This is a genomic window from Pseudomonas sp. zfem001, assembly GCF_032621725.1.
GTDB lineage: Bacteria > Pseudomonadota > Gammaproteobacteria > Pseudomonadales > Pseudomonadaceae > Aquipseudomonas > Aquipseudomonas sediminis.
Window position 1 is genome coordinate 1268160 of sequence record NZ_JAVYJI010000001.1, and the last position, 24556, is coordinate 1292715.

Consider the following 24556-nt stretch of genomic DNA (forward strand, 5'->3'; position numbering starts at 1 on the left):
TTAGGTCATCGGTTCACGGCAATGGCTTGGTTGTTCATGATGCGCGGAGTGAGGAAAACCAGCAACTCAGTCTTGTTGTCACGAACGATGTCACGACGGAAAAGACGTCCGAGGTAGGGTACATCCCCCAGGAACGGAACCTTCTCAACAGCTTTGGTTTGGGTGTTTTCGAAAACGCCACCGATGACGATTGTTTCGCCATCAGAAACCAAAACCTTAGCGTTGACCTCATTTTTGTTAATCGGAGGAACACCGTTGATAGCTCGCTGGAAGTCAGGTGCGTCCTTGGTAACTTTCACTTCCATAATAATTCGATTATCTGGAGTGATCTGAGGCGTCACTTCAAGAGACAGCGCAGCCTCTTTGAAGGATGTGGAAGTAGCCCCGCTGGAGCTGGCCTCTTGATACGGAACCTCCTGCCCTTTGAGAATCTTTGCAGTTTCTTTATCTGCAGTAACTACCTTGGGCTGAGAAACAATTTCACCATTACCGGAGCTTTCCATGGCCGAAAGCTGCAGATCCAGAACGAGATTGTCCGTCAGGAAGCCAATACCGATACCCGAAGTACTAGCCGCAACACCCATATCGACAAAAGGCACAGGAGCAACACCATCCTCCAGGGTGAAATCCCCTACGGTGTCAGTGCCAGGCAAGAAGGCCTGCCCTTCATCAAATGAGGTTGCACCGTCCTTACCGTAAAGACTCCAATTACCCCGACGACTCGAGCCCCCCCAACGAACGCCCAACGCCTTGTCATAATTCACGTTCGCCTCAACGATACGAGCCTCGATCATCACCTGGCGCACAGGAATGTCCAGCTGAGCGATGATGCGACGCAGCTCGTCCAGGCGCTCCTGAGTCTGATAGGCAATGATGCTGTTGGTGCGATCATCGACGGTGACAGAACCACGTACGTCAGCCGAACCATCAGCACTGGTTACCGACTGGAACAGCTTGGCCATATCGGCCGCCTTGGCATAGTTCACCTGAATCAGCTCACGACGCAGCGGGGCGAGTTCGGCAATCTGCTTCTGCGACTCCAGCTCCTGGCGCTCACGAGCAGCGATTTCGTCCGCCGGAGCCACCAGCAGGACGTTACCAATCTGACGCTTATCCAGACCCTTGGTCTTCAACACCAGATCAAGTGCCTGATCCCAAGGCACATTCTGCAGACGCAGGGTGATGTTGCCGGCGACAGTGTCACTCGCCACCAGATTCAGATCGGTAAAATCGGCGATCAACTGCAGAACGGAACGCACATCAATATCCTGGAAGTTGAGCGACAGCTTCTCTCCGGTATAAGCGAAACGCTCCGCCTTACGGCGCTCGACATCGTCCTGACTGAGAGGCTTGACGCTCAAGGTCAGCTTGTTCTCGGTCTGATAGGCCAGGAAGTCATACAAACCGACCGGCTCGACCAGAATACTGGTTTTATCAGCACTACCCGTGGCACTGACGAATTGCACGGGCGTTGCGAAATCTTTCACATCCAGGCGTACACGCAGGGACTCAGGCAGCTCAGTCTTGGCAAAATCCAGACGAATCTTCCCACCCTGTTCTTGGATATCAGGGCTTATCGAGGCATCGGAAAGGGTAATGACAATATTACCCTCGCCCTGCTCGCCACGCTGGAAGTCGATATTGCTGATTGCTTTCGCCTGCGGCCCGTAGGTTTTCTTGGGCGGAACAGCCGTTACCGTCGCAGGCGCCGACGCAGAGGGTCGCGCTGCGGCTGCAGAGGCATCGCCAACCAGGACATACAGATCGTTACCCTCGACTCGCGTGCTGTATGGCGCCAAATTGGTGAGGTTGACGATCAGACGGGTACGATCCTTGGCTTCGACGATGGTGACGCTACGCGCATTGCCGACGCCCAGCTCACGATTCTTGGAGCCGAGCTTGTTCGATACTCCCGGCAGGTCCAGAGCAATACGCGCAGGCTGCTCGATGGTATAGCCGCGAGGAGCCGTTACCGGCTCATCGAAGGACAGCTTCAGCTCAACCCGATCACCGGGCAAGCTGGCGACATTCAAATCCTGGAGATTGGCCGCCAATACCGCGGGCGACAGCAGCGCCGCCAACAGGGCGACGCTAAGACGCGAAAGAGAGCCGTTCATTTTCGTATCCCGTGTGGCAGACAGATTATTTATATTCATTTTTCACCCCGCCCCCTCAGGAGCGCTCCTTCAAGGAAAGGCTGCGTGGTCGCTCAAGCCAGCCACCTTCGCCATCTGGAACAATTTCCATAACATCGATCTTGGAGTCATCGATCACGAGAATCTTGCCGTGGTTACGCCCCAGATAGTCGCCAACTTTTACACGATGAACACCACCAGCGCCGTTAACTAGAGCGAATAACTGGCGATCATTCCTCAGCGTGCCAACCATCTCGAATGTTTCAATATTGAAACCCTCGAGGAATTGCTTGACACGACTTTCATCCGGCTTGATCTCCGGCGCCCCCTTCTGCCGAGTGACGACATCAATTTTAACCGGAGGCTGAAAGGGGCTACGCAAGGACGCAGCACGGTAGGTGAAGCTTTCATAGGGTTGAAAGGTAGGCAGCGGCTCAATAGAGCCTTTAGGCTTTGCGCGCACTTCATCCATATAGGTTCGCAGGTCGGAAAAATCACTACCGACACCGCAACCGGCCAAGAAAACGAAACCTGTCACCAGAACCAAACGAGAGAAACTCATTGTTGAGCCCCCTTATCATTGTAGCGATAGGTCTTGGCCATGATCTGCATGTTCAGGCGGCTGGAGTTTTCAGTACTGGCGGGTGCCAGCTGGAAATCATGCAAGGTGACGATACGCGGCAGACTAGCGACACCGCTTACGAAAGTAGCAAGGTCGTGATAGCTACCGGTGACTTTAATCTGAATCGGCAGCTCGATATAGAACTGCTGAGCCACTTCCGGCAACAGCTTGATCTCTTCGAACTCCAAGCCACTGCCCAAGCCGGTACGAGTGATATCCTCCAGCAACCCAGGAACCTCGGTGTCGCTTGGCAGTTGACGTAAAAGAGCGCCAAAGGAAACTTCCATTTCCTGCATCTGCTCTTTGTAAGCCTCCAGATTCGCAGCCTGAAATGCTTTGCTGGAAAACTGTTCTTTAAGCGTAACTTCTTCTCGCTGACGCTGCTCCAACATGCTCTGCATATCTTTGAGGTGGAAGTTGTAACCCAACACCAGAACGATAATAAGCAGCAGTAGGCCAGCAATGAATTTAACCGCGCCAGGCCACGACCCAACATTGTTCAAATCAAGTTCATTGATATCAATGCTGCGCAGGCTGTCCAAGGAATTCTTGATACTCATTTAGCCGCCTCCGCCTTTTCTTGATCAGGCTGTGTCTGCTGGACAGTCAGCTGAAACACATTCGCCTGATCCAAAGCCCCCGCTGTGACAGCTTTGACTTCGGTCAGATTGGGCGCGGCCAACCACTCCGAACCATCCAAGTTACGCATCAGATTCGAGACGCGGTTATTCGACTCCGCCGCACCAATGATGGCAATGCTCTTACCCGTCATTTTCACACTGGTAAAATACACACCGTCCGGAAGCGTTCTCACCAACTGGTCGAACACACGACCAATGATTGGCCGATTGCCCTGCAGGTCCTGAATGATCTTCATGCGCTCCAATAGTTGCTGGCGGCGCGTTCTTAGCTCACTGATTTCCTTGATACGCGCATCGAGGACCGCGATCTCCTTCTTTATGAAGTCATTTCGCGCATTCTGGTTACTGATCGCCGAACTGAGAAATTGATCACCTAGAAAGACCAAGCCAGCAGCCACAACGAGGACACCGACCAGGCTTACCAAAAACCGCTGTTTGCGCTCCTCGCGCAGCTGTTCACGCCAGGGAAGTAAGTTAATCCGCGCCATCAGTCGAAACTCCTCATCGCCAGACCACAGGCAATCATCAGTGCCGGCGCATCACTGGCCAGCGCACCGGCATTGACCTTGCTGCTCAGCGCCATATCGGCAAAGGGATTGGCCACTAACGTCTGCGTACCGATCTTCTGCTGGATCAGCCGATCGAGGTCAGGAATGGACGCGGTACCACCAGCTAGGAGGATGTAGTCGACATCATTGAACTGCCCAGCGGCGAAGAAGAACTGCAGCGAGCGCGAAACCTGCTGAACGACAGCTTCTTTGAACGGTTGCAAAACCTCACTGTCGTAGTCATCTGGAAGACCACCTTGCTTCTTGGCAAGACCAGCTTCCTCGACCGACAGGCCATAGCGGCGCTGGATTTCCTCGGTCAGTTGCTTGCCACCGAAAAGCTGCTCGCGGGTGTAGATAGTGCGGCCGTTGTGCAGAACACTGAGCGTGGTCATCGTCGCCCCGATATCCACCACCGCTACGGTCAACTCATCGTGCCCGCCACCCAACTGCGCCTCCAGCAAACCGTAAGCGCGCTCGAGAGCATAGGCCTCGACATCGACCACTTTCGCAGTGAGCCCGGCGAGCGCGAGGGCTGCTTCGCGGACCTCCACGTTTTCCTTGCGGCATGCAGCCAGCAGCACCTCAACCCGCTCAGGGTTGCGCGGCGCCGGGCCCTGCACTTCGAAATCGATGGCGACTTCTTCCAGCGGGTAAGGAATGTATTGGTCAGCCTCGATCTTCAGCTGGTTTTCCAGGTCGTCCTCGGAAAGACCAGCTTCCATTTCAATGGTCTTGGTGATGACAGCCGAACCAGCCACGGCAACCGCAGCCGTCTTGACGCCGCTCTTGGCCTTGGCCAACACGCGCGAGAGCGCCTGACCGACCCCCTCCAGCTCGGCGATGTTCTTCTCTACCACTGCGTTAGGTGGAAGCGGCTCGACGGAATAAGCCTCTACCTTGTAGCGGCTTCCCGAGCGACTCAGTTCGAGGAGCTTGACCGAAGTCGAGCTGATATCAATCCCCAGCAGCGTATTCGCTTTCTTAGTGAAGAGCCCTAGCACGACCGTTTTCCTATTGGCATCCGCGACTTACGGACTATTTATGTTTTTCCACATTAAATATCAGTCTTGACAGAAGCGCAAATGGCTCCCCGGGAAAAAAAACGCTTATAATGTGATCAGCTTTTCCCTTTTTGCCTCAGCTCCTGCTTAACTCATTCTTTTACTTGGAATTCCGAACATTTTGATACGCCTGCTGAAGTTCTTCTGGTGGTCTTGCGTTGCCGTTTTTTGTGGGCTGTTGCTCAGTTTCAGCGGCGCGTTTCTTTATCTTAGCCCGACCCTTCCGTCCGTCGAGTCGCTGCGCCAGGTCCAGCTGCAGATCCCCCTGCGCGTCTACAGCAGCGATGCCAAGCTGATCGCCGAGTTCGGCGAGATGCGCCGCTCACCCATTCGCTTCGACGAGATCCCCAAGGAATTCATCAGCGCCCTGCTGGCAGCAGAAGACGATAATTTCGCCAATCATTATGGCGTCGATGTGACCAGCCTGATGCGCGCTGCCACGCAATTATTGAAAAGCGGTCAGATTCAAAGCGGCGGCAGCACCATTACCATGCAGGTGGCGAAGAACTTCTTCCTCACCAGCGAGCGCAGCTTCTCGCGCAAGGCCACCGAAATTCTCCTGGCATTGCAAATCGAACGCGAGCTGAGCAAGGACGAGATCCTCGAGCTTTACGTCAATAAGATCTATCTCGGTCATCGCGCCTATGGCATCGAGGCCGCAGCCCAGGTCTACTACGGCAAGTCGATCCGTGACCTGAACCTGGCACAGATGGCGATGATTGCCGGCTTGCCGAAAGCCCCCTCGCGCTACAACCCACTGGTCAACCCGACTCGCGCCAAGGAGCGCCGCGACTGGATTCTAGGCCGCCTGTATCGCCTTGGTCGCATCGACCAAGCCAGTTACGAGCAAGCGCTGGCCGAAGAAGTCGATGCACGCTACCACGTGCCCGCACCGGAACTCAGCGCGCCTTATATAGCGGAGATGGCGCGTGCAGAAATGGTCGGTCGCTATGGCAGCGAGGCCTATACAGAAGGCTTCAACGTCACCACCACCGTGCCCAGCCATCTGCAGGAAGTGGCCAATAGCGCGCTACGTGACGGACTGATCGCCTACGATCAACGCCATGGCTATCGCGGCCCTGAAAGCCGCCTGCCAGGCATGACACGTGAAACCTGGCTCGCCGAATTGGGCAAGTTTCGTAGCATCGGCGGCCTGGAGCCGGCAGTGGTTACCCAGGTCGAGAAAAGCGGCATCCTGGTGCTGACCCGCAACGGCGAAGAGCAGGCCGTGGCCTGGGACAGCATGAAGTGGGCACGCCCCTTCCTCAATACCAACAGCCTTGGCCCACGCCCGCAGCAGCCCGGCGATGTCGCCCAGGTCGGCGATATCGTGCGCGTGCAGCGCCAGGAAGATGGCAGCCTGCTTTTCACCCAGGTCCCAGCGGCGCAGAGTGCACTGGTTTCCCTCGATCCATACAGCGGCGCCATTCAGTCACTGGTCGGCGGGTTCTCGTTCGACCAGAGCAACTACAACCGCGCAGTGCAGGCCAAACGCCAGCCAGGCTCGAGCTTCAAGCCCTTCATTTATAGTGCGGCACTGGACAGTGGCTACACCGCTGCGACGCTGGTCAACGATGCGCCGATCATCCTCTCCGATGACTACCTGTCGCAGAAATGGCGGCCGAAGAACGACAACAACACCTTCCTCGGCCCGATTCGTATGCGCGAAGCGCTGTACAAGTCGCGCAACCTGGTTTCCATCCGCCTGTTGCAGGACATGGGCATCGACCGCAGCCTGCGTTATATCGAGCGCTTCGGCTTCGCCCCGCAGGACCTGCCGCGCAACCTGTCGCTGGCCCTCGGCACTGCCAGCCTGACGCCGATGGAAATCGCCGAGGGCTGGGCCACCTTCGCCAATGGCGGCTACAAGATCGAGCCTTACCTGATCGAACGCATCGATGACCGCAACGGCAAACCGCTGTTCCGCGCCAACCCGGCGCGCGTCCCAGGCAGCGAGCCGGCCGAGGAGAATGCCAACCTGACGGTTAACGCGGCCGACGATCTGCCCCTGGAAGAGCCCAAGGTAGCCGAGCAGATCATCGACGAGCGCACGGCCTACATCATGACCAGCATGCTGCAGGATGTGATCAAGCGCGGTACCGGTCGCCGCGCCCTTGCACTGGGTCGTAACGACCTGGCGGGCAAGACCGGTACCACTAACGAGTCCAAGGACAGCTGGTTCTCCGGCTACAACGCCGACTACGTAACCACTGTCTGGGCCGGCTTCGATCAACCGGAAAGTCTCGGTCGCCACGAGTATGGCGGCACCGTCGCACTCCCCATCTGGATGGGCTACATGGGCGCGGTACTCAAGGACCGCCCCAACCATCTGCCCAAAGAACCCAAGGGCCTGCTGACGCTGCGCGTCGACCCGGTCAGTGGCCGCGCTGCCGCACCGGGTACGCCGGACGCCTACTTCGAACTGTTCAAAAGCGAAGACTCGCCACCACCGATGAGTGAGTTCGAGCCCGGCATGGGCGCTCCTGGCAGCCCGCTACCGGCCGATGAAATGGCACCGATCGATCTGTTCTGATCGGCATCTTGCCGACGCGCCACGCGAGTAAAAGCTCGTATCCGAGAGAACGCGACAGACAACAAAAAACCCGCCTAGGCGGGTTTTTTGTTTGTGCATTCAGCCGGCTTAGCCGTTGAACACATCATCCACCGAGGTCAGCGGATAGTGCTTCGGATACGGCAGAGTCGCCACACCAGACTCGATGGCAGCTTTGGCCACGGCATCGCAAACGACAGTGATCAGGCGCTGATCCATCGGCTTCGGAATGATGTACTCACGCCCGAACGACAGCTCGATACCGCCGTAGGCGTCACAGACATCCTGCGGCACCGGCAGCTTGGCCAGGTCACGCAGCGCCAGCGCTGCAGCGATCTTCATCTCTTCGTTGATACGGGTGGCACGAACGTCCAGAGCACCGCGGAAGATGAAGGGGAAACCCAGCACGTTGTTGACCTGGTTCGGGTAGTCGGAGCGACCGGTGGCCATGATCACGTCGTTGCGGGTCTCGTGCGCCAGCTCCGGCTTGATTTCCGGATCCGGGTTGGAGCAGGCGAAGACGATCGGATTGGCCGCCATGCGCTTGAGGTCTTCCGGGCTCAGCAGGTTGGCACCGGACAGGCCTACGAACACGTCAGCACCGTCGAGCGCATCGGACAGCGTGCGCTTGTCGGTCTCGGTGGCGAAAACGGCCTTGTACTGGTTGAGGTCGTCGCGACCGGCATGGATCACACCCTTGCGGTCGATCATGAAGATGTTCTCGACCTTGGCACCCATGCTCACCAGCAGCTTCATGCAGGAGATAGCAGCAGCGCCGGCACCCAGGCAGACGATCTTCGCTTCTTCGAGCGTTTTGCCAGCGATCTCCAGGGCGTTGAGCATACCGGCAGCGGTCACGATGGCGGTGCCGTGCTGGTCATCGTGGAAGACCGGGATGTCGCACTGTTCGATCAGTGCGCGCTCGATCTCGAAGCACTCGGGGGCCTTGATATCTTCCAAGTTGATGCCGCCGAAGGTGATGGAGATGCGTTTTACGGTGTCGATGAAGGCCTGCGGGCTTTCCGAGTCGACTTCGATATCGAACACGTCGATACCGGCGAAACGCTTGAACAGCACGCCTTTACCTTCCATCACTGGCTTGGAAGCCAGCGGGCCGAGGTTACCCAGACCGAGGATGGCGGTACCGTCGGAGATCACGGCTACCAGGTTGCCTTTACCGGTGTAACGGTAGGCCAGCTCGGCATCACGAGCAATTTCGCGAACCGGCTCGGCGACACCCGGGCTGTAGGCCAGCGACAGGTCGCGGGCGGTAGCAGTGGCTTTGGTCAACTCGACACTCAGCTTACCGGGACGGGGCTGGGCGTGATATTCGAGAGCGGCAGTTTTTAGATCTGACATAGTGGCATTTCCGCTTTTGTTGGCTGTTGAACGGGCAGGCGGCCGAGGATACGCAAGTTGTATACACCTGCACAAGACCGTTCGGTCGCGATTGAAGCGCCGCACTAGCGCAGCGTTTTCAGCCACTCGCCAGGGCGCGGCTCACCGCTTGGATAGAGCCCGTTGAGCAGACGCAACTGGGCCTCGCCATCAGCTGGCAGCGGCGAGTCCTTGGCCAGAGTGGACAAGCTTTGCCCCGCTTTGGCCCGCACCAAGTGCAGGCGCACCGGCTCGGCCAGCTTGCGTTCGGCCGCCTTCAGCGGCCGGTAACTACGGATGACCTCGAGGAAACGCTGGTCCTCGGTTTCCAGCGAAGCGCGCCCCTTCACCGCCGCCACGAAGAGGTACGCACTGTCGCCGCGATAGATCACCGCCACGCGACGCGCCGACTGCCCCTGCAACACCGCCGTATAGCCTTGCAGCGCCCCCAGACGCAGCTCCTCACCCGCGACCAGACGCTGATTGCCAACGCGCCGGCGCAGATACTCGGCGGGCGAAAGCTGCTTGTCCGCTGCCTCCAGCGTCATGGCGATAAAGGCTTGCTCATCCTGGGTATGGCCGATAAGTACATCGGGACGATTGACCAGTTGCCAGCCCTGCGGATAGGTCAGAGTGAAATCCAGTTCGCCGTGATAGAAATGGCGTCCGCGGCGAATGCCACTGGCCGCCGAATCGCCGAACACCAGGCCGTCGAGCATCTGCAGAAACTTGTCACGCCCCACTTCCTGGTTGCCACCCACCAGCGCACTCGCCGGGCCGATCACCTCTTGCAAACGACGGTCATTATCCGGGTGCGTGTCGAACAAACCGTGGTAACCACCCGCCGCTGGCGCCTCTCCACGCTTGGCCGCCTGCTCGCGGGCGAAATCCTCCTGCCCCTTGAGCACCTTGACCACTTCGATCATCGCCTGCGGATCGTAGCCACCACGCGCCAGATATTGCGCGCCGAGGCCATCGGCCTCCAACTCCATGTCGCGGCCGTAGCCGCGCACGAAAGCATTGCCCATGACGCTGGTCAGATCGCCCAGCGCGCCGACACCGGTACCGATGGCGGCGGCCTGGCCGAGCAAGCCCCAGGCCGTGGACTGACTCTGCTGGCGCACGCTATGACGCGCCGTCACGTGGCCGACCTCGTGCCCCAGCACGGCGGCCAGCTCTGCCTCGGAGTTGAGGTAGGCGAGCAGGCCACGATGGATATAGATGTAGCCACCCGGCAACGCGAAGGCATTGACGTCCGGACTGTCCACCAGAGTGAAAACGTAGTTGAGCTGATTGCGATGACTGCTGCGCGCTACCCGCTCGCCAACGCGCTGGATATAGGCCTGCAACTTGGCGTCCTGATAGCGCGGGTATTGCTTGAGGATTTCCTGGTTATAACGCGCACCGAGCTCCAACTCCTGGCGTTCGCTCATCATCACGAAATCGTTGCGACCCGTTGCAGGATTGACCGCACAGCCCGCCAACCAGCCGCAGATAAGACACAGCGTCAATGCACGAATCATGGCAACACCTCCAGCATCGCCGAATGGGTAAGCGGCAGCATCCAGCGCGCCTGCCCGGATTTCAAGCCGCCGCGACTCTGGCGATCGATGACCCAGCCGCGCGCCTCCACCTGCCGCCCCTTGAGTTTCTCCAAGGCACGCACGTCGAACTCACCCAGCAGTTCCGGCGCCACGCGCAGCACCCGACTGCCATCGAGGTCGATCCAGAGGCCGCCGCGGTTGCGCTGCACACTGGTGACTCGCCCACCGAGCAAGGCGAAGCCGCCACCGCGCAACTGGCCAGCCGTCTTAACCTGCTCGTCACGCCACACGCCAAGCCGCTTGCTGCGCGCCTGGCGCTCGGCCTGCGCCTGGCAGGCCACCAGCGCGCTGTTGGGCGCCACCGCCACTATGAAGCCGAGGCCTTCGCCCAGCAGTTGCGCTTCGAGATTACGCCCCTGGCGGTTATAGAGATGGGCTAGGGTACGGCCGTAACGATCCTTGCGCTGTGCGCCGTAGAGCAGACCGACACGTCCGTCACCGGCATCGACCAGCGCCTGCAGACGACGCTTGGCCTGCACTGCGTAGGGCTCGTCACTGCGGCCCTTGCGGCCCAGCTCCGGCGCGTTGATACCGATCAGGCGAATGCTGCGCCCATCGGCCAGACGCACGGTGTCGCCATCAACCACCTGACGCACGGCAACCTGAGGCAGATCTGTGCGCAGCGGACAGAAGGCCTGAGCCAGATCGACGCAAAGCAGAGAAATGAAAAAGGCGCCCACCAGGGACGCCTTTTTCAGTATCACGGAGTGGCGCATGCCAGATTCCGCTTTCGTTCGGTCGCTTACTTGGCGCCGAATACGCCGAAGCGCTGCTTGAAGCGATCGATACGGCCGCCGGTGTCCAGCACTTTCTGCTTACCGGTGTAGAACGGGTGGCACTCGGAGCATACGTCGAGGCTCAGGTTCTTGCCCAGGGTGGAGCGGGTCTTGATCACGTTACCGCAGGAGCAGGTAGCGTCGATTTCGACGTAGTTCGGATGGATATCGGCTTTCATCGTGCTTTCCTCAGGGTAGTCGTGCCGCCACCCGACCAATGTCAGGCACCGCACAGAAATAGGCCGCGCATCTTACCAGACGCGTGAGTCGATGCAAGCCGCGCAAGGCGCCGGTCGTCGCGTGCTAAGATCGCCGGCCTGTCAAAGGAGCTCCTGGCTTGCCCGACCTGATCCTGCGCCTTGCCCTGCCCTCGCCGCTGCGCCGCCTGTTCGACTACCTCGCCCCCGTCGGCGTGTCGCGCAGTGCCTTGCAGCCAGGCGTACGCCTGCGCGTGCCCTTCGGCCGGCGCGAGATGATCGGCGTGCTGGTTGAGGTCGACAGCCAGAGCGAGGTCCCATTGGGCAAGCTCAAGCCCGCCCTGGAGCTGCTCGACACCCGCCCACCGCTCCCAGCGTCGCTGTTCAAGCTGTGCCTGTGGACAGCGCAGTACTACCAGCACAGCCTCGGCGACACCCTGAGCTGGGCGTTGCCGGTACTGCTGCGTCAGGGCGAGCCAGCCGAAACCCGCCAGGAGCGTTACTGGCTGGCCAGCAAAGGCGCCAGCGTCGACGACCCACGCCTTGCCCGCGCGCCACGCCAACGCGATGCGCTCAAGGCGCTGGCGCAACACCCTCATGGCGTGGCCCACAGCCTGCTCAGTCAGCTGCAACTCAACCGCGACAGCCTGCAGCTACTGCATGAGAAGGGACTGGTGCGGGTCGAGGTGCGCCGCACCCAGCCGCATGCCAAGCCCGCACACTGGCTGGCGCAACCGGAACTGCCGCTGAACGCCGAGCAGCGCGCCGCCGTGAATGCCGTGGCCTCGGGCTGGGATCAGTTCAATGCCTTCCTGCTCGCGGGTGTTACCGGCAGCGGCAAGACCGAGGTCTACCTGCAGTTGATCCACCAGTGCCTGGAGGCCGGCAAGCAGGCGCTGGTGCTGATCCCCGAGATCAACCTCGGCCCGCAGACCTTCGACCGCTTCGCTCGCCGCTTCAACGCTCGTATCGCCCTGCTGCATTCGGCGGTGAACGACCGCGAGCGTCTGGACGCCTGGTTGGCGGCGCGCGATGGTGAGGCCGACATCATCATCGGCACCCGCTCGGCCCTGTTCACGCCGATGAAGAACCCTGGGCTGATCATCGTCGACGAAGAACACGACGCCTCTTATAAACAGCAGGAAGGCCTGCGCTACCACGCCCGCGACCTGGCTCTGGTACGAGCCCGCCAGGAAGACGTGCCGATCGTGCTCGGCTCCGCCACGCCCTCACTGGAAAGCCTGCACAACGCCTACAGCGGCCGTTACGCCCTGCTCAAGCTGACCCAGCGCGCCGGCGGTGCCAGCCAGCCGCGCTTCCTGCGCCTGGACGTAAAGAGCCGGCCGCTGGACTCGGGCATCTCCGGGCCGATGCAGCAGGCCATCGCCCAAACCCTGGCGGCTGGTCAGCAGGTGCTGGTGTTTCTCAACCGCCGCGGTTTCGCCCCGACCCTGCTCTGCCACGATTGCGGCTGGCTATCCGAGTGCCCGCGTTGCGATGCGCGCATGACCGTGCACCAGCGCTATCAGGAACTGCGCTGCCACCACTGTGGCCATGTCGAGCGGCAGCCGAGCAACTGCCCGAAATGCCAGCACGTCGACCTGCGTCCAGTCGGTGCCGGCACCGAACGCGCCGAAGAGCGCCTGGCGGTGCTGTTCCCCGACTACCCGGTGCTGCGCATCGACCGCGACAGCACCTCGCGCAAGGGCGCGATGGATCGCCTGTTCGCCACCATCAACAAGGGCGAGCCGTGCATCCTGGTCGGCACGCAGATGCTCGCCAAGGGTCACCATTTCCCGAGGGTAACCCTGGTATCGATCCTCGACGCCGACGGCGGCCTGTTCTCGGCTGACTTTCGCGCCAGCGAGCGCATGGCGCAGTTGATCGTGCAGGTCGCTGGCCGCGCTGGGCGTGCCGAGGAGCCGGGCAAGGTGATCATCCAGAGCCACCTGGCCGACCACCCGCTGCTGGTGCAATTGACCGAGCAGGGCTACTTCGCCTTCGCCGAACAGGCGCTGAGCGAACGTCGCGCCGCCGGCCTGCCGCCGTTCTGCCATCTGGCCCTGCTGCGCGCTGAAGCGCACAAGCCCGGCCAGGCTGAAGGTTTTCTCGATGAGGCCTGCAGTGAGGCCGAGCATTTGCTCGGTGAGCTGGGATTGACCGGCATCGAACTGCTCGGCCCGGTACCCGCGCCGATGGAGCGCCGCGCCGGGCGCTTCCGTGCGCAACTGCTGGTGCAGGGCAACGCCCGCGCACCGCTACACCGCCTGCTAAACCATTGGCTGCACGCGCTTGAGCAAATGCCCAGCGGCCGTGCGGTACGCTGGTCGCTGGACGTCGATCCGATCGATCTTTTTTGAGCGGTACGCTGTAACAGTCAGTAGGGTGGGCTTCAGCCCACCAACAGCGGCCAGCCTTGGTGGGCTGAAGCCCACCCTACCCACTAAACGCGGCACGCTTTTCCTTGCCGCTTGTGGCTTGCAGCCTGTCGCTGCTCTTATAATGCGCAGTTTTCGACCAAAGCCCCAAGGCAACCCGAGCCGAACATGAAAGACAGCATTCGCCACCTGATCCAGCAAGCCCTCGACCGCCTGACCGCCGAAGGCGTGCTGCCTGCGGGCCTGACGCCGGCCATCCAGGTGGAGAACACCAAGGACAAGAGCCACGGCGACTTCGCCAGCAACATCGCCATGATGCTGGCCAAACCGGCCGGCATGAAGCCGCGCGACCTGGCCGAGAAGCTGATCGCTGCCCTGCCGGCCGACGAACAAGTCACCAAGGTGGAAATCGCCGGCCCGGGCTTTCTCAACTTTTTCCAGAATAGCGATGCTCTGGCCCAGCGCCTGGAAGCGGCGCTGGCCGATGCCAAGCTCGGCGTACGCAAGAACGGCGCAGCGCAGCGCGTGGTAGTCGACCTGTCGGCACCCAACCTAGCCAAGGAAATGCACGTTGGCCACCTGCGCTCGACCATCATCGGTGACGGTGTGGCGCGCGTGCTGGAGTTCCTCGGTGACAGCGTGATTCGCCAGAACCACGTCGGAGACTGGGGCACCCAGTTCGGCATGCTGCTGGCTTACATGCAGGAAAATCCGGCGGCTGCCGAAAGCGAGCTGGCCGACCTCGAAGGCTTCTACCGCGCCGCCAAGAAACGCTTCGACGAATCCCCTGAGTTCGCTGACCGCGCCCGCCAACTGGTGGTCCAGCTACAGGCCGGCGACGCCGAGTGCCTGCGCTTGTGGCACCGTTTCAACGACATTTCCCTGTCGCACTGCCAGGCGCTGTACGACCGCCTCGGCGTCAAGCTGAGCATGGCCGACGTCAAGGGCGAGAGCGCCTATAACGACGACCTACCGCAGGTGGTCGCCGATCTCGCCGCAAAGGGCCTGCTGACCGAGGACAACGGCGCCCAGTGCGTGTTCATGGACGAGTTCAAGAATGCCGAAGGCAACCCGCTGCCGCTGATCGTGCAGAAGGCTGGCGGCGGCTACCTGTATGCCACCACCGACCTGGCGGCTACCCGCTACCGCGCCGGCACGCTCAAGGCCGACCGCGTGCTGTACTTCGTCGACCAGCGTCAGGCGTTGCACTTCCAGATGGTCTTCGCCTGCGCGCGCCTGGCCGGCTTCGTCCCCGCCAGCATGGATCTGGAACACATGGGCTTCGGCACCATGAACGGCCCGGACGGCCGCCCGTTCAAGACCCGCGACGGCGGCACGGTGAAACTGGTGCAACTGCTCGATGAAGCCGAGCAACGCGCCTACTGCCTGGTCAAGGACAAGAACCCGGAACTGGCCGAAGACGAGCTGCGTCAGATCGCCCGCGTGGTCGGCATCGCCTCGGTGAAGTACGCCGACCTGTCCAAGCACCGCACCAGCGACTACAGCTTCAACTTCGACCTGATGCTGAGCTTCGAGGGCAATACCGCACCCTACCTGCTGTACGCCTACACCCGCGTGGCTGGTGTGTTCCGCAAGCTGGGCAAGGGCGTGGACGAGATCGGCGGGCAAATCACCCTGGTTGCCGATCAGGAGCAAGCCCTGGCCGCCAAGCTGGCACAATTCAACGAGCTGCTCGCCAACGTCGCCGACAAGGGCACGCCGCATATCCTTTGTGCCTACCTGTATGACCTCGCCGGCCTGTTCTCCAGCTTCTATGAGAATTGCCCGATCCTGAGTGCCGAGGACGAAGCCACCCGCGACAGCCGTCTGCGTCTGGCCGCCCTCACCGGCCGCACTCTCAAGCAGGGCCTGGAGCTGCTCGGCCTGGAAACCCTGGAGCGGATGTAAATGGCAGCGCGCAAGAAACCGGCACCGAAACGTGGCGCCAGTCGCTACCAAGCCCCGGCGAAGAAGCCCGTACCAGGATGGATCTGGCTGGCCTGCGGCCTGGTGGTCGGCGGTTTCTTCATGTTCCTGTTCAGCCTCGAACCGGGCCGTGACGAGATCAAGCGCGACAAGGGCGAGCAGGTGCGCAGCACCAAGCCGGAGCCGAAGCCGACGCAACCCGAGCCGTCCAGACCCAAGTACGATTTCTACACCCTGCTGCCGGAGTCGGAAGTGATCCTGCCGCAGGCACTGGAAGAAACGCCGCCACCCGTGCCCGAACAGAAACCGGTCACCCCGGAAGAGGCTGCGAAGATCGACACAGCTCGCGCCGAAGCTGCGCTCAACGGCCAGGTGCCGCCGCCTGCTCCGCCGGTACTGGCAAGCGCGCCCGTCACCACGCAGTTCTTCCTTCAGGCCGGCTCGTTCCGCAAGCGTGACGATGCCGATACCGTGCGCGCGCAGATCATCCTGCTCGGCCAGAACGTACGCGTGGAAACCGGCAAGGTGCGCGACGAGACTTGGCACCGCGTCCTGGTCGGCCCCTTCGCCAGTCGCGAGCAACTCGCGGCCGCGCAGAAGACCCTCGCTGGCAACGGCTACAGCAATCTGCTGTTACAGCAGCGCCAGGTCCGCTGATCGCCGTTTGATCCGCCGCTGGTTGAAAAGCCGCGGCGGGCACCCCATCTGAGTTTCCATCCGGGCAAGTTCGCCCCGCAGCGTGGAGATTCACCCTTGACCACCATCGTTTCAGTGCGCCGCCACGGCAAGGTCGTGATGGCTGGCGACGGCCAGGTTTCCCTCGGCAACACCGTCATGAAGGGCAACGCCAAGAAGGTACGCCGCCTCTACCACGGCCAGGTGCTGGCCGGCTTCGCCGGTGCCACTGCCGATGCTTTTACCCTGTTCGAGCGCTTCGAAGGCCAGCTCGAGAAACATCAAGGCCACCTGGTACGCGCCGCCGTCGAGCTGGCCAAGGACTGGCGTACCGACCGCAGCCTGAGCCGCCTGGAGGCCATGCTGGCCGTCGCCAACAAGGATGCCTCCCTGATCATCACCGGCAACGGCGACGTGGTCGAACCCGAGGAAGGCCTGATCGCCATGGGCTCCGGCGGCAACTTCGCTCAGGCCGCCGCACGCGCCCTGTTGATGAAGACTGACCTGTCGGCACTCGAGGTAGCGCAGACCGCACTCGGCATCGCCGGCGACATCTGCGTGTTCACCAACCATCATCAGACCATCGAGGAACTGGACGCTGCCGAGTAGCGTCCACTGCCTCAGAACCTGTTCCCGATGCCGACGAACAGGCTCTTACAGTTTTCCGATAGCGAGCCAGATTCCATGTCCATGACGCCCCGCGAGATCGTCCACGAACTCAACCGCCATATCATCGGCCAGGACGACGCCAAACGCGCCGTCGCCATCGCCCTGCGCAACCGCTGGCGGCGCATGCAGCTGCCGGCCGAACTGCGCCAAGAAGTGACGCCGAAGAACATCCTGATGATCGGCCCGACCGGCGTCGGCAAGACCGAAATCGCCCGTCGCCTGGCCAAGCTGGCCAACGCGCCGTTCCTGAAAGTGGAAGCGACCAAGTTCACCGAGGTCGGCTACGTCGGCCGCGACGTCGAGTCGATCATCCGCGACCTGGCCGATGCTGCGGTGAAGATGCTGCGCGAACAGGAGATCACCAAGGTCCGTCACCGTGCCGAAGATGCCGCCGAAGAGCGCATCCTCGATGCCCTGCTGCCACCTGCACGCCAGGGTTTCGGTGATGAGCCGGCGCGCAGCGAGGATTCCAATACCCGTCAGCTGTTCCGCAAGCGCCTGCGCGAAGGTCAGTTGAACGACAAGGAAATCGATATCGAAGTGGCCGACTCGCCCATGGGCGTCGAGATCATGACCCCGCCGGGCATGGAGGAGATGACCAACCAGCTGCAGAACCTGTTCTCCAGCATGGGCAAGGGCAAGAAGAAGAGCCGCAAGCTCAAGGTCGCCGATGCCCTCAAGCTGGTGCGCGACGAGGAAGCCGCGCGCCTGGTCAACGAGGAAGAACTCAAGGCCCGCGCACTGGAAGCCGTCGAGCAACACGGCATCGTCTTCATCGACGAGATCGACAAGGTGGCCAAGCGCGGCAACACCGGCGGCGCCGATGTTTCTCGCGAGGGTGTGCAGCGCGACCTGCTGCCGCTGATCGAGGGCTGCACGGTCAACACCAAGCTGGGCATGGTCAAGACCGACCATATCCTGTTCATCGCCTCGGGCGCTTTCCACCTGAGCAAGCCGAGCGACCTGGTGCCCGAGCTGCAAGGTCGTCTGCCGATTCGCGTCGAGCTCAAGGCGCTGAGCCCGCAGGACTTCGAGCGCATCCTCAGCGAGCCGCACGCTTCGCTTACCGAGCAGTACAGTGCGCTGCTGCAAACCGAGGGTTTGAGCATCGAATTCGCCGAAGACGGCATCAAGCGCCTGGCGGAGATCGCCTGGCAGGTCAACGAGAAAACCGAGAACATCGGTGCCCGTCGCCTGCACACCCTGCTCGAACGCCTGCTGGAGGAAGTCTCCTTCAGTGCCGGTGATCTGGCTGGCCAGCAGAACGGCGAACCGATTCGCATCGACGCAACCTACGTCAACGGCCACCTCGGTGAGCTGGCGCAGGACGAAGACCTGTCGCGCTATATCCTGTAAGCCCCGTAGCCCGGATGCAGTCCGGGGCCCCTGAAAAGCCCCCGGATTGCATCCGGGCTACCGATAGCGGAAATCAGCCATGCCCATCCCCAGCGCAATCAAACTGCACAAGGCCTCGAAAACCCTGGAGCTGCGTTATGGCGAGCAGAGTTATCGGCTCAGTGCCGAGTTTCTGCGCGTGCATTCGCCCTCGGCCGAAGTTCAGGGGCATGGCAAGCCGATCCTGCAGACCGGCAAACTCAACGTCGGTCTCGAGCGCATCGAACCGGCCGGCAACTACGCACTGAAACTGTGCTTCGACGATGGCCACGACAGCGGCCTGTTCACCTGGGAATACCTGTACGAACTTGCCACACGCCAGGACGCGCTGTGGGCCGACTACCTGGCCGAACTCAGCGCTGCTGGAAAATCTCGCGACCCCAGCGAGTCGGTCGTCCGCCTGATGCTCTGAGCGGCTGCAAAAGCCTCGACGCAGAGCGCTCGCGCCCATCACATAGAGTCACGTTAGCGACAGTTAGAGCGCGTTTTCTAATCTATCGCGGCATACTCCTGCCCCACTGACCAGCTTGCTTAACTTCAAAAACTCGGGTAACCAAGGAACTGGCAGGTTCCCTGCATTTGGCTGTGCCAGATGCAACGAAAGATGCGGACTCGATCCGCCCCCGGTTAACCCGAGCAGTACCAGGCCCTGTGTCGCCGCGCGCCCCCACAGGCCGGTATTCGTCTCAGGACAATGGAGCGTCGTAGATGAGTGATAAGAATAACGAAGACCTGAAACGCCAGGCCTCGGAAAACACCCTGGGGCTCAACCCAGTGATTGGCATCCGCGGCAAGGATCTCCTGACATCTGCCCGCATGGTGCTCACCCAGGCACTCAAGCAACCCTTCCACAGCGCCAAGCATGTCGCCCATTTCGGCCTCGAACTGAAGAACGTCATGCTCGGCCAGTCAGCGCTCAAGCCTGAAGAAGGTGACCGCCGCTTCGCCGACCCGGCCTGGAGCCAAAACCCGCTGTATCGCCGCTACCTGCAGACCTACCTGGCCTGGCGCAAGGAGCTGCACGACTGGATTGAGCACAGCTCGCTGTCCGAGCAGGACGCCAGTCGCGGCCACTTCGTGATCAACCTGATGACCGAAGCCATGGCACCAAGCAACAGCATGGCCAACCCGGCCGCGGTCAAACGCTTCTTCGAAACCGGCGGCAAAAGCCTGCTCGACGGTCTCTCGCACCTGGCCAAGGACATGGTGCACAACGGCGGCATGCCCAGCCAGGTGAACATGGAGGCCTTCGAGGTCGGCAAGAACCTGGCCACCACCGACGGCGCCGTGGTCTTTCGCAATGACGTGCTGGAGCTGATCCAGTACAAGCCGATCACCGAGAGCGTGCACGAACGCCCGCTGCTGGTGGTGCCGCCGCAGATCAACAAGTTCTACGTCTTCGACCTGTCGCCAGACAAGAGCCTGGCGCGTTTCCTCCTGCGCAGCCAGGTGCAGACCTTCGTGGTCAGTTGGCGCAACCCGACCAAGGCGCAGCGCGAGTGGGGCCTGTCCACCTACATCGAGGCGCTCAAGGAAGCCATCGACGTCATCTGCGCCATCACCGGCAGCAAGGACGTCAACATGCTCGGCGCCTGCTCTGGCGGCCTGACCACCGCCTCCCTGCTCGGCCATTACGCCGCTCTCGGCCAGCAGAAGGTCAACGCCCTGACCCTGCTGGTCAGCGTGCTCGATACTCAACTCGACACCCAGGTGGCGCTGTTCGCCGACGAGAAAACCCTGGAAGCGGCCAAGCGCCGTTCCTACCAGGCCGGCGTGCTGGAAGGCAGCGACATGGCCAAGGTGTTCGCCTGGATGCGCCCCAACGACCTGATCTGGAACTACTGGGTCAACAACTACCTGCTCGGCAACGAGCCACCGGTGTTCGATATTCTCTACTGGAACAACGACACCACACGCCTGCCAGCCGCCCTGCACGGCGAGTTCATCGAGATGTTCCAGACCAACCCGCTGACCCGTCCGGGCGCGCTGGAAGTCTGCGGCACACCGATCGACCTCAAGCAGGTCACCTGCGACTTCTTCGTCGTCGCCGGCACCACCGACCACATCACGCCGTGGGACTCCTGCTACAAGTCGGCTCACCTGTTCGGCGGCAAGTGCGAGTTCGTGCTATCCAACAGTGGCCACATCCAGAGCATCCTCAACCCACCGGGCAACCCCAAGGCGCGCTACATGACCAACAGCGAGATGCCGCTGGACCCGAAGGCCTGGCAGGAAAGCTCGACCAAGCACGCCGACTCCTGGTGGCTGCACTGGCAGACCTGGCTGGCCGAGCGCTCAGGCAAGACCAAGAACGCGTCCACCACACTGGGCAACAAGAAATTCCCGGCCGGCGAAGCCGCCCCGGGCACCTACGTACACGAACGTTGATGCGGCGCCTCTGGCGCCACACTGCCCGCGGCACTGGGAAGTGCCGCACGTCACGACGGCCTGGCCGGGAGTGACGAACCAGGATTGCCCTGGTCATTCTGGAAGCGGCCAGGATCGTCGCCTCCAGCGCTTAACTCCATAGGGGCTGCGCCCATGCCGCAACCATTCGTATTCCGCACCATCGACCTCGATGGGCAGACCATCCGCACCGCGGTGCGGCCGGGCAATAGCCAGTTGGTGCCGCTGCTGATCTTCAATGGCATCGGCGCCAACCTGGAGCTGGTGATGCCCTTCGTCGCCGCCCTGGACCCAGAGTTGGAAATCATCGCCTTCGACGTTCCTGGCGTTGGTGGCTCATCGACCCCGGCCACGCCCTACCGGTTTCCCGGTCTGGCCAAGCTGGCGGCGCGCATGCTGGACTATCTCGACTACGGTCAGGTCAATGCCATCGGCGTGTCCTGGGGCGGCGCACTCGCGCAGCAGTTCGCCCATGACTACCCCGAGCGCTGCAAGAAGCTGATCCTCGCCGCCACCTCGGCGGGCGCCGTGATGGTTCCGGGCAAGCCCAAGGTGCTTTGGCGCATGGCCAGCCCGCGGCGCTACGTGCAGCCGTCCTACGGCGTACGCATCGCTCCGGACATCTACGGCGGCGCCTTCCGCCGCGATCCCAAGCTGGCCATGGCGCATGCCAGCAAGGTGCGTTCGGGCGGCAAGATGGGCTACTACTGGCAGCTGTTCGCCGGCCTCGGCTGGACCAGCATTCACTGGCTGCACAAGATCCGCCAACCGACGCTGGTGATGGCCGGCGACGACGACCCGCTGATCCCACTGATCAACATGCGCCTGCTGGCCTGGCGCATTCCCAACGCCGAACTGCACGTGATCGACGACGGCCACCTGTTCCTGGTGACCCGCGCCGAGGCGGTGGCACCGATCATCATGAAGTTTCTCGAAGAGGAACGGCACCGCGCGGTGATGCACCCGCAGCCAACACCCGTGCGCCAGCATTGACCCGCACCAGCTTAGTGCGCAATGTAGGGCATGCGCGACGAAGGGGCCGATAACGGCCCCTTCGATTTTCGACGCGGCGCTCTGGAATGCACTTCCCGCGCGCCTGGTACAGGGCTTGCTGCACAGGTTGCACAAGCACAAGGCGCGCGTCAGGCAGTCCGCGCCATGAAAGTCTCTTGCGGGTCGTGCTCAACGACCTGCCAGGCGGTTTGACGATGGAGTGTTACACCATGCGAGACAAGTCGAACCCGGCCTCACTGCCGGCACCTGCCAGTTTCATGAATGCCCAGAGCGCGGTAGTGGGCGTACGCGGCCGCGATCTATTGTCCACCATGCGCCTGCTGGCCGCCCAAGGCCTGAAGAACCCGGTACGCAGTGGTCGTCACCTGCTGGCCTTCGGCGGCCAGCTTGGCCGGGTGCTGCTCGGCGACACCCTGCACAAGGTCAATCCGCAGGATGCCCGTTTCGCCGATCCAACCTGGCACCTCAATCCCTTCTATCGCCGCAGTCTGCAGGCCTATCTGGCGTGGCAGAAGCAACTGGCGGCATGGATCGACGACAGCGATCTGTCAGCCGATGATCGCGCCCGCGCGCGCTTTCTCGCCGCGCTGATGAGTGACGCGCTGTCGCCCTCCAATAGCCCGCTCAACCCGCAGGCGCTGAAGGAGCTGTTCAATACCGGCGGTAGTAGTGCATTCAAGGGCTTGCGCCACCTGCTCGACGACCTGCTACACAACGACGGCATGCCCAGCCAGGTGACCAAGCATGCTTTCGAGGTCGGCCGTAACCTGGCCTGCACCCCCGGCGCGGTGGTATTTCGCAACGAGCTGCTGGAGCTGATCCAGTACAAGCCGATGAGCGAAAAGCAGTACCTGCGCCCGCTGCTGATCGTGCCGCCGCAGATCAACAAGTACTACATATTCGATCTGTCCAACGACAAGAGCTTCGTCCAGTACGCACTGAAGAACGGCCTGCAGACCTTCATGATCAGCTGGCGCAACCCCGATCCACGGCACCGCGAATGGGGCCTGTCGAGCTACGTGCAGGCGGTCGAGGAGGCCGTCGACGCCTGCCGCGCAATTACCGGCAGCAAGGACGTCAATCTGCTCGGTGCCTGCGCCGGTGGTCTGACCATCGCCGCCCTGCAAGGCCACCTGCAGGCGCGCCGGCAGTTACGCAAGGTTGCCAGCGCTACCTATATGGTCAGTCTGCTCGACAGTCAGATCGACAGCCCGGCGATGCTCTTCGCCGACGAGGAAACCCTCGAGTCGGCCAAGCGCCGCTCCTACCAGCAAGGCGTGCTGGATGGTCGCGACATGGCCAGGGTATTCGCCTGGATGCGCCCCAACGACCTGATCTGGAACTACTGGATCAACAACTACCTGCTCGGCAAGCAGCCTCCGGCCTTCGATATCCTCTACTGGAACAACGACAACACCCGCCTGCCCGCCGCACTGCATGGTGACCTGATCGACTTTTTCAAACACAACCCATTCAGCCGTCCCGGTGCTCTGGAAGTGTGTGGCACGCCGGTGGACCTCAGTAAAGTCAACGTCGACAGCTTCAGCGTGGCCGGCATCAACGATCACATCACGCCCTGGGACGCGGTCTACCGCTCGACCCTGCTGCTCGGCGGCAACCGCCGCTTCATCCTCTCCAACAGCGGCCATATCCAGAGCATTCTCAACCCGCCGGGCAACCCCAAGGCCAACTACTACGAGAACGCCAAGCTCACCTCAGACCCGCGCGCCTGGTATCACGACGCCCAGCATCAGCAGGGCAGCTGGTGGCCGCAGTGGCTGGAGTGGATTCAGGCGCGCTCCGGCGAGCAACGCGCCACACTGATGACCCTGGGCAGCCAGAAGCATCCGACCATGGAGGCGGCACCCGGCACCTACGTGCATATCCGCTGAAAGCTGTGGCCGCCAGCACGCCGGCCGGTTATGGTCAGCCCTCGCGCAGTCGAACAAGAAGCCAAGGATGAAAACCCGCGAACGCATTCTGCAAACCGCCCTGCAGCTGTTCAACGAGCAGGGCGAGCCCAATGTTTCGACTCTGGAGATCGCCAACGAGCTGGACATCAGCCCAGGCAATCTCTACTACCACTTCCATGGCAAGGAGCCGCTGGTACTGGAACTGTTCGAGCGCTTCCAGAGCGAGATGGCGCCGCTACTCGATCCACCCGCAGAGGCCCAACTGGATGTCGAGGACTACTGGCTGTTCCTGCACCTGATCGTCGAGCGCCTGTCGCAATACCGCTTTCTCTTCCAGGATATGTCCAACCTGGCGGGACGTTTGCCGAAGCTGGCACGAGGCATTCGTCATTGGCTGAACGCGCTGAAACGCACCCTGGCTGCCCTGCTCGCCCGCCTGATGGCCGATGGGCAGTTGAACAGCGGCACTCAGGCTCTCGGCCAACTGGTCGAGCAGATCACCCTGACCCTGCTCTTCTCCCTCGACTACCAGCGCATCCTCGACCAGCAGGGTGAAGTGCGCCTGGTGGTGTACCAGATCATGATGCTGGTCGCGCCGCACCTGAACCAGCCGTCACGCGGCACCGTCGAACACCTGGCACAGCGTTATCTGGAAGCCTGATGCG

20 protein-coding genes are annotated in these 24556 nt (G+C 61.5%); 11 read left to right on the plus strand and 9 right to left on the minus strand.

Features of this window, described 5'->3' with window-relative positions; translation table 11 throughout:
* Positions 1 to 5 precede the first annotated feature (5 nt).
* The 5 genes from pilQ to RTH74_RS05975 are packed head-to-tail and all read right to left on the minus strand — an operon-like array spanning position 6 to position 4950.
* Positions 6 to 2117: a type IV pilus secretin PilQ gene (gene pilQ, locus RTH74_RS05955; protein WP_316914077.1), complete on the minus strand. Its 2112-nt coding sequence runs from the start codon at positions 2115 to 2117 to the stop codon at positions 6 to 8.
* Positions 2118 to 2172: 55 nt separating this feature from the next.
* Positions 2173 to 2697, minus strand: coding sequence for a type 4a pilus biogenesis lipoprotein PilP (gene pilP / locus RTH74_RS05960; protein WP_316914078.1), 525 nt, complete (start codon positions 2695 to 2697; stop codon positions 2173 to 2175).
* Entirely contained in the window at positions 2694 to 3317 is a 624-nt protein-coding gene (gene pilO / locus RTH74_RS05965) for a type 4a pilus biogenesis protein PilO (protein WP_099522788.1), read from the minus strand. Before pilO ends, pilP begins: the two co-directional genes overlap by 4 nt.
* Positions 3314 to 3886 carry a type 4a pilus biogenesis protein PilN gene (gene pilN / locus RTH74_RS05970; protein WP_099522789.1) on the minus strand — a complete coding sequence of 191 codons (573 nt, stop codon included), beginning with the start codon at positions 3884 to 3886 and terminating at the stop codon, positions 3314 to 3316. The genes pilO and pilN overlap by 4 nt, the downstream gene beginning before the upstream one ends.
* Positions 3886 to 4950 carry a pilus assembly protein PilM gene (locus RTH74_RS05975; RefSeq protein ID WP_017678539.1) on the minus strand — a complete coding sequence of 355 codons (1065 nt, stop codon included), beginning with the start codon at positions 4948 to 4950 and terminating at the stop codon, positions 3886 to 3888. The genes pilN and RTH74_RS05975 overlap by 1 nt, the downstream gene beginning before the upstream one ends.
* Before the next feature lie 184 nt (positions 4951 to 5134).
* Here RTH74_RS05975 and RTH74_RS05980 point away from each other — a divergent pair, with 184 nt between their 5' ends.
* The gene (locus RTH74_RS05980; RefSeq protein WP_420713140.1) at positions 5135 to 7543 is read left to right on the plus strand and encodes a penicillin-binding protein 1A; all 2409 of its coding nucleotides are present in this window, start codon (positions 5135 to 5137) and stop codon (positions 7541 to 7543) included.
* Positions 7544 to 7651: 108 nt separating this feature from the next.
* Here the strand turns inward: RTH74_RS05980 and RTH74_RS05985 are convergent, their stop codons facing one another.
* The 4 genes from RTH74_RS05985 to rpmE all read right to left on the minus strand — a co-directional run bounded on the left by RTH74_RS05985 (position 7652) and on the right by rpmE (position 11497).
* Positions 7652 to 8920, minus strand: a complete 1269-nt coding sequence (locus RTH74_RS05985) for a malic enzyme-like NAD(P)-binding protein (protein ID WP_125833675.1) — start codon at positions 8918 to 8920, stop codon at positions 7652 to 7654.
* A gap of 104 nt (positions 8921 to 9024) precedes the next feature.
* Entirely contained in the window at positions 9025 to 10461 is a 1437-nt protein-coding gene (locus RTH74_RS05990; RefSeq protein ID WP_316914080.1) for a M48 family metalloprotease, read from the minus strand.
* Entirely contained in the window at positions 10458 to 11258 is an 801-nt protein-coding gene (locus RTH74_RS05995) for a thermonuclease family protein (protein WP_316914081.1), read from the minus strand. The genes RTH74_RS05990 and RTH74_RS05995 overlap by 4 nt, the downstream gene beginning before the upstream one ends.
* A 26-nt stretch (positions 11259 to 11284) precedes the next feature.
* Positions 11285 to 11497 (minus strand): 50S ribosomal protein L31, encoded by a 213-nt coding sequence (rpmE, locus tag RTH74_RS06000; RefSeq protein ID WP_003459015.1) that lies wholly within the window; start codon positions 11495 to 11497, stop codon positions 11285 to 11287.
* A 158-nt stretch (positions 11498 to 11655) separates the two neighbouring features.
* On the opposite strand from rpmE, the gene RTH74_RS06005 reads away from it, so the two are divergent.
* The 10 genes from RTH74_RS06005 (at position 11656) to RTH74_RS06050 (ending at position 24552) form a co-directional block, all read left to right on the plus strand.
* Complete coding sequence (locus RTH74_RS06005; protein ID WP_316914082.1) at positions 11656 to 13875, plus strand: primosomal protein N'; 2220 nt, start codon at positions 11656 to 11658, stop codon at positions 13873 to 13875.
* A 186-nt stretch (positions 13876 to 14061) separates the two neighbouring features.
* Positions 14062 to 15801: an arginine--tRNA ligase gene (argS, locus tag RTH74_RS06010; RefSeq protein WP_316914083.1), complete on the plus strand. Its 1740-nt coding sequence runs from the start codon at positions 14062 to 14064 to the stop codon at positions 15799 to 15801.
* The gene (locus RTH74_RS06015) at positions 15802 to 16476 is read left to right on the plus strand and encodes an SPOR domain-containing protein (RefSeq protein ID WP_099522796.1); all 675 of its coding nucleotides are present in this window, start codon (positions 15802 to 15804) and stop codon (positions 16474 to 16476) included.
* A 96-nt stretch (positions 16477 to 16572) separates the two neighbouring features.
* Positions 16573 to 17103 carry an ATP-dependent protease subunit HslV gene (hslV, locus tag RTH74_RS06020; protein ID WP_004372920.1) on the plus strand — a complete coding sequence of 177 codons (531 nt, stop codon included), beginning with the start codon at positions 16573 to 16575 and terminating at the stop codon, positions 17101 to 17103.
* A 75-nt stretch (positions 17104 to 17178) separates the two neighbouring features.
* Positions 17179 to 18519, plus strand: a complete 1341-nt coding sequence (gene hslU / locus RTH74_RS06025; protein ID WP_099522797.1) for an HslU--HslV peptidase ATPase subunit — start codon at positions 17179 to 17181, stop codon at positions 18517 to 18519.
* Between the two features lie 79 nt (positions 18520 to 18598).
* Complete coding sequence (locus tag RTH74_RS06030) at positions 18599 to 18970, plus strand: gamma-butyrobetaine hydroxylase-like domain-containing protein (protein WP_179546007.1); 372 nt, start codon at positions 18599 to 18601, stop codon at positions 18968 to 18970.
* A gap of 296 nt (positions 18971 to 19266) precedes the next feature.
* Entirely contained in the window at positions 19267 to 20946 is a 1680-nt protein-coding gene (gene phaC, locus RTH74_RS06035; protein ID WP_316914084.1) for a class II poly(R)-hydroxyalkanoic acid synthase, read from the plus strand.
* A gap of 153 nt (positions 20947 to 21099) precedes the next feature.
* Entirely contained in the window at positions 21100 to 21957 is an 858-nt protein-coding gene (phaZ, locus tag RTH74_RS06040) for a poly(3-hydroxyalkanoate) depolymerase (RefSeq protein ID WP_017678527.1), read from the plus strand.
* 230 nt (positions 21958 to 22187) lie between these two features.
* On the plus strand, positions 22188 to 23870 hold the full coding sequence (gene phaC / locus RTH74_RS06045) for a class II poly(R)-hydroxyalkanoic acid synthase (RefSeq protein WP_106733717.1): 1683 nt from the start codon (positions 22188 to 22190) through the stop codon (positions 23868 to 23870).
* Positions 23871 to 23937: 67 nt separating this feature from the next.
* A complete protein-coding gene (locus RTH74_RS06050; RefSeq protein ID WP_099522801.1) occupies positions 23938 to 24552 on the plus strand; it encodes a TetR/AcrR family transcriptional regulator in 615 nt (204 codons plus the stop codon).
* Positions 24553 to 24556 lie beyond the last annotated feature (4 nt).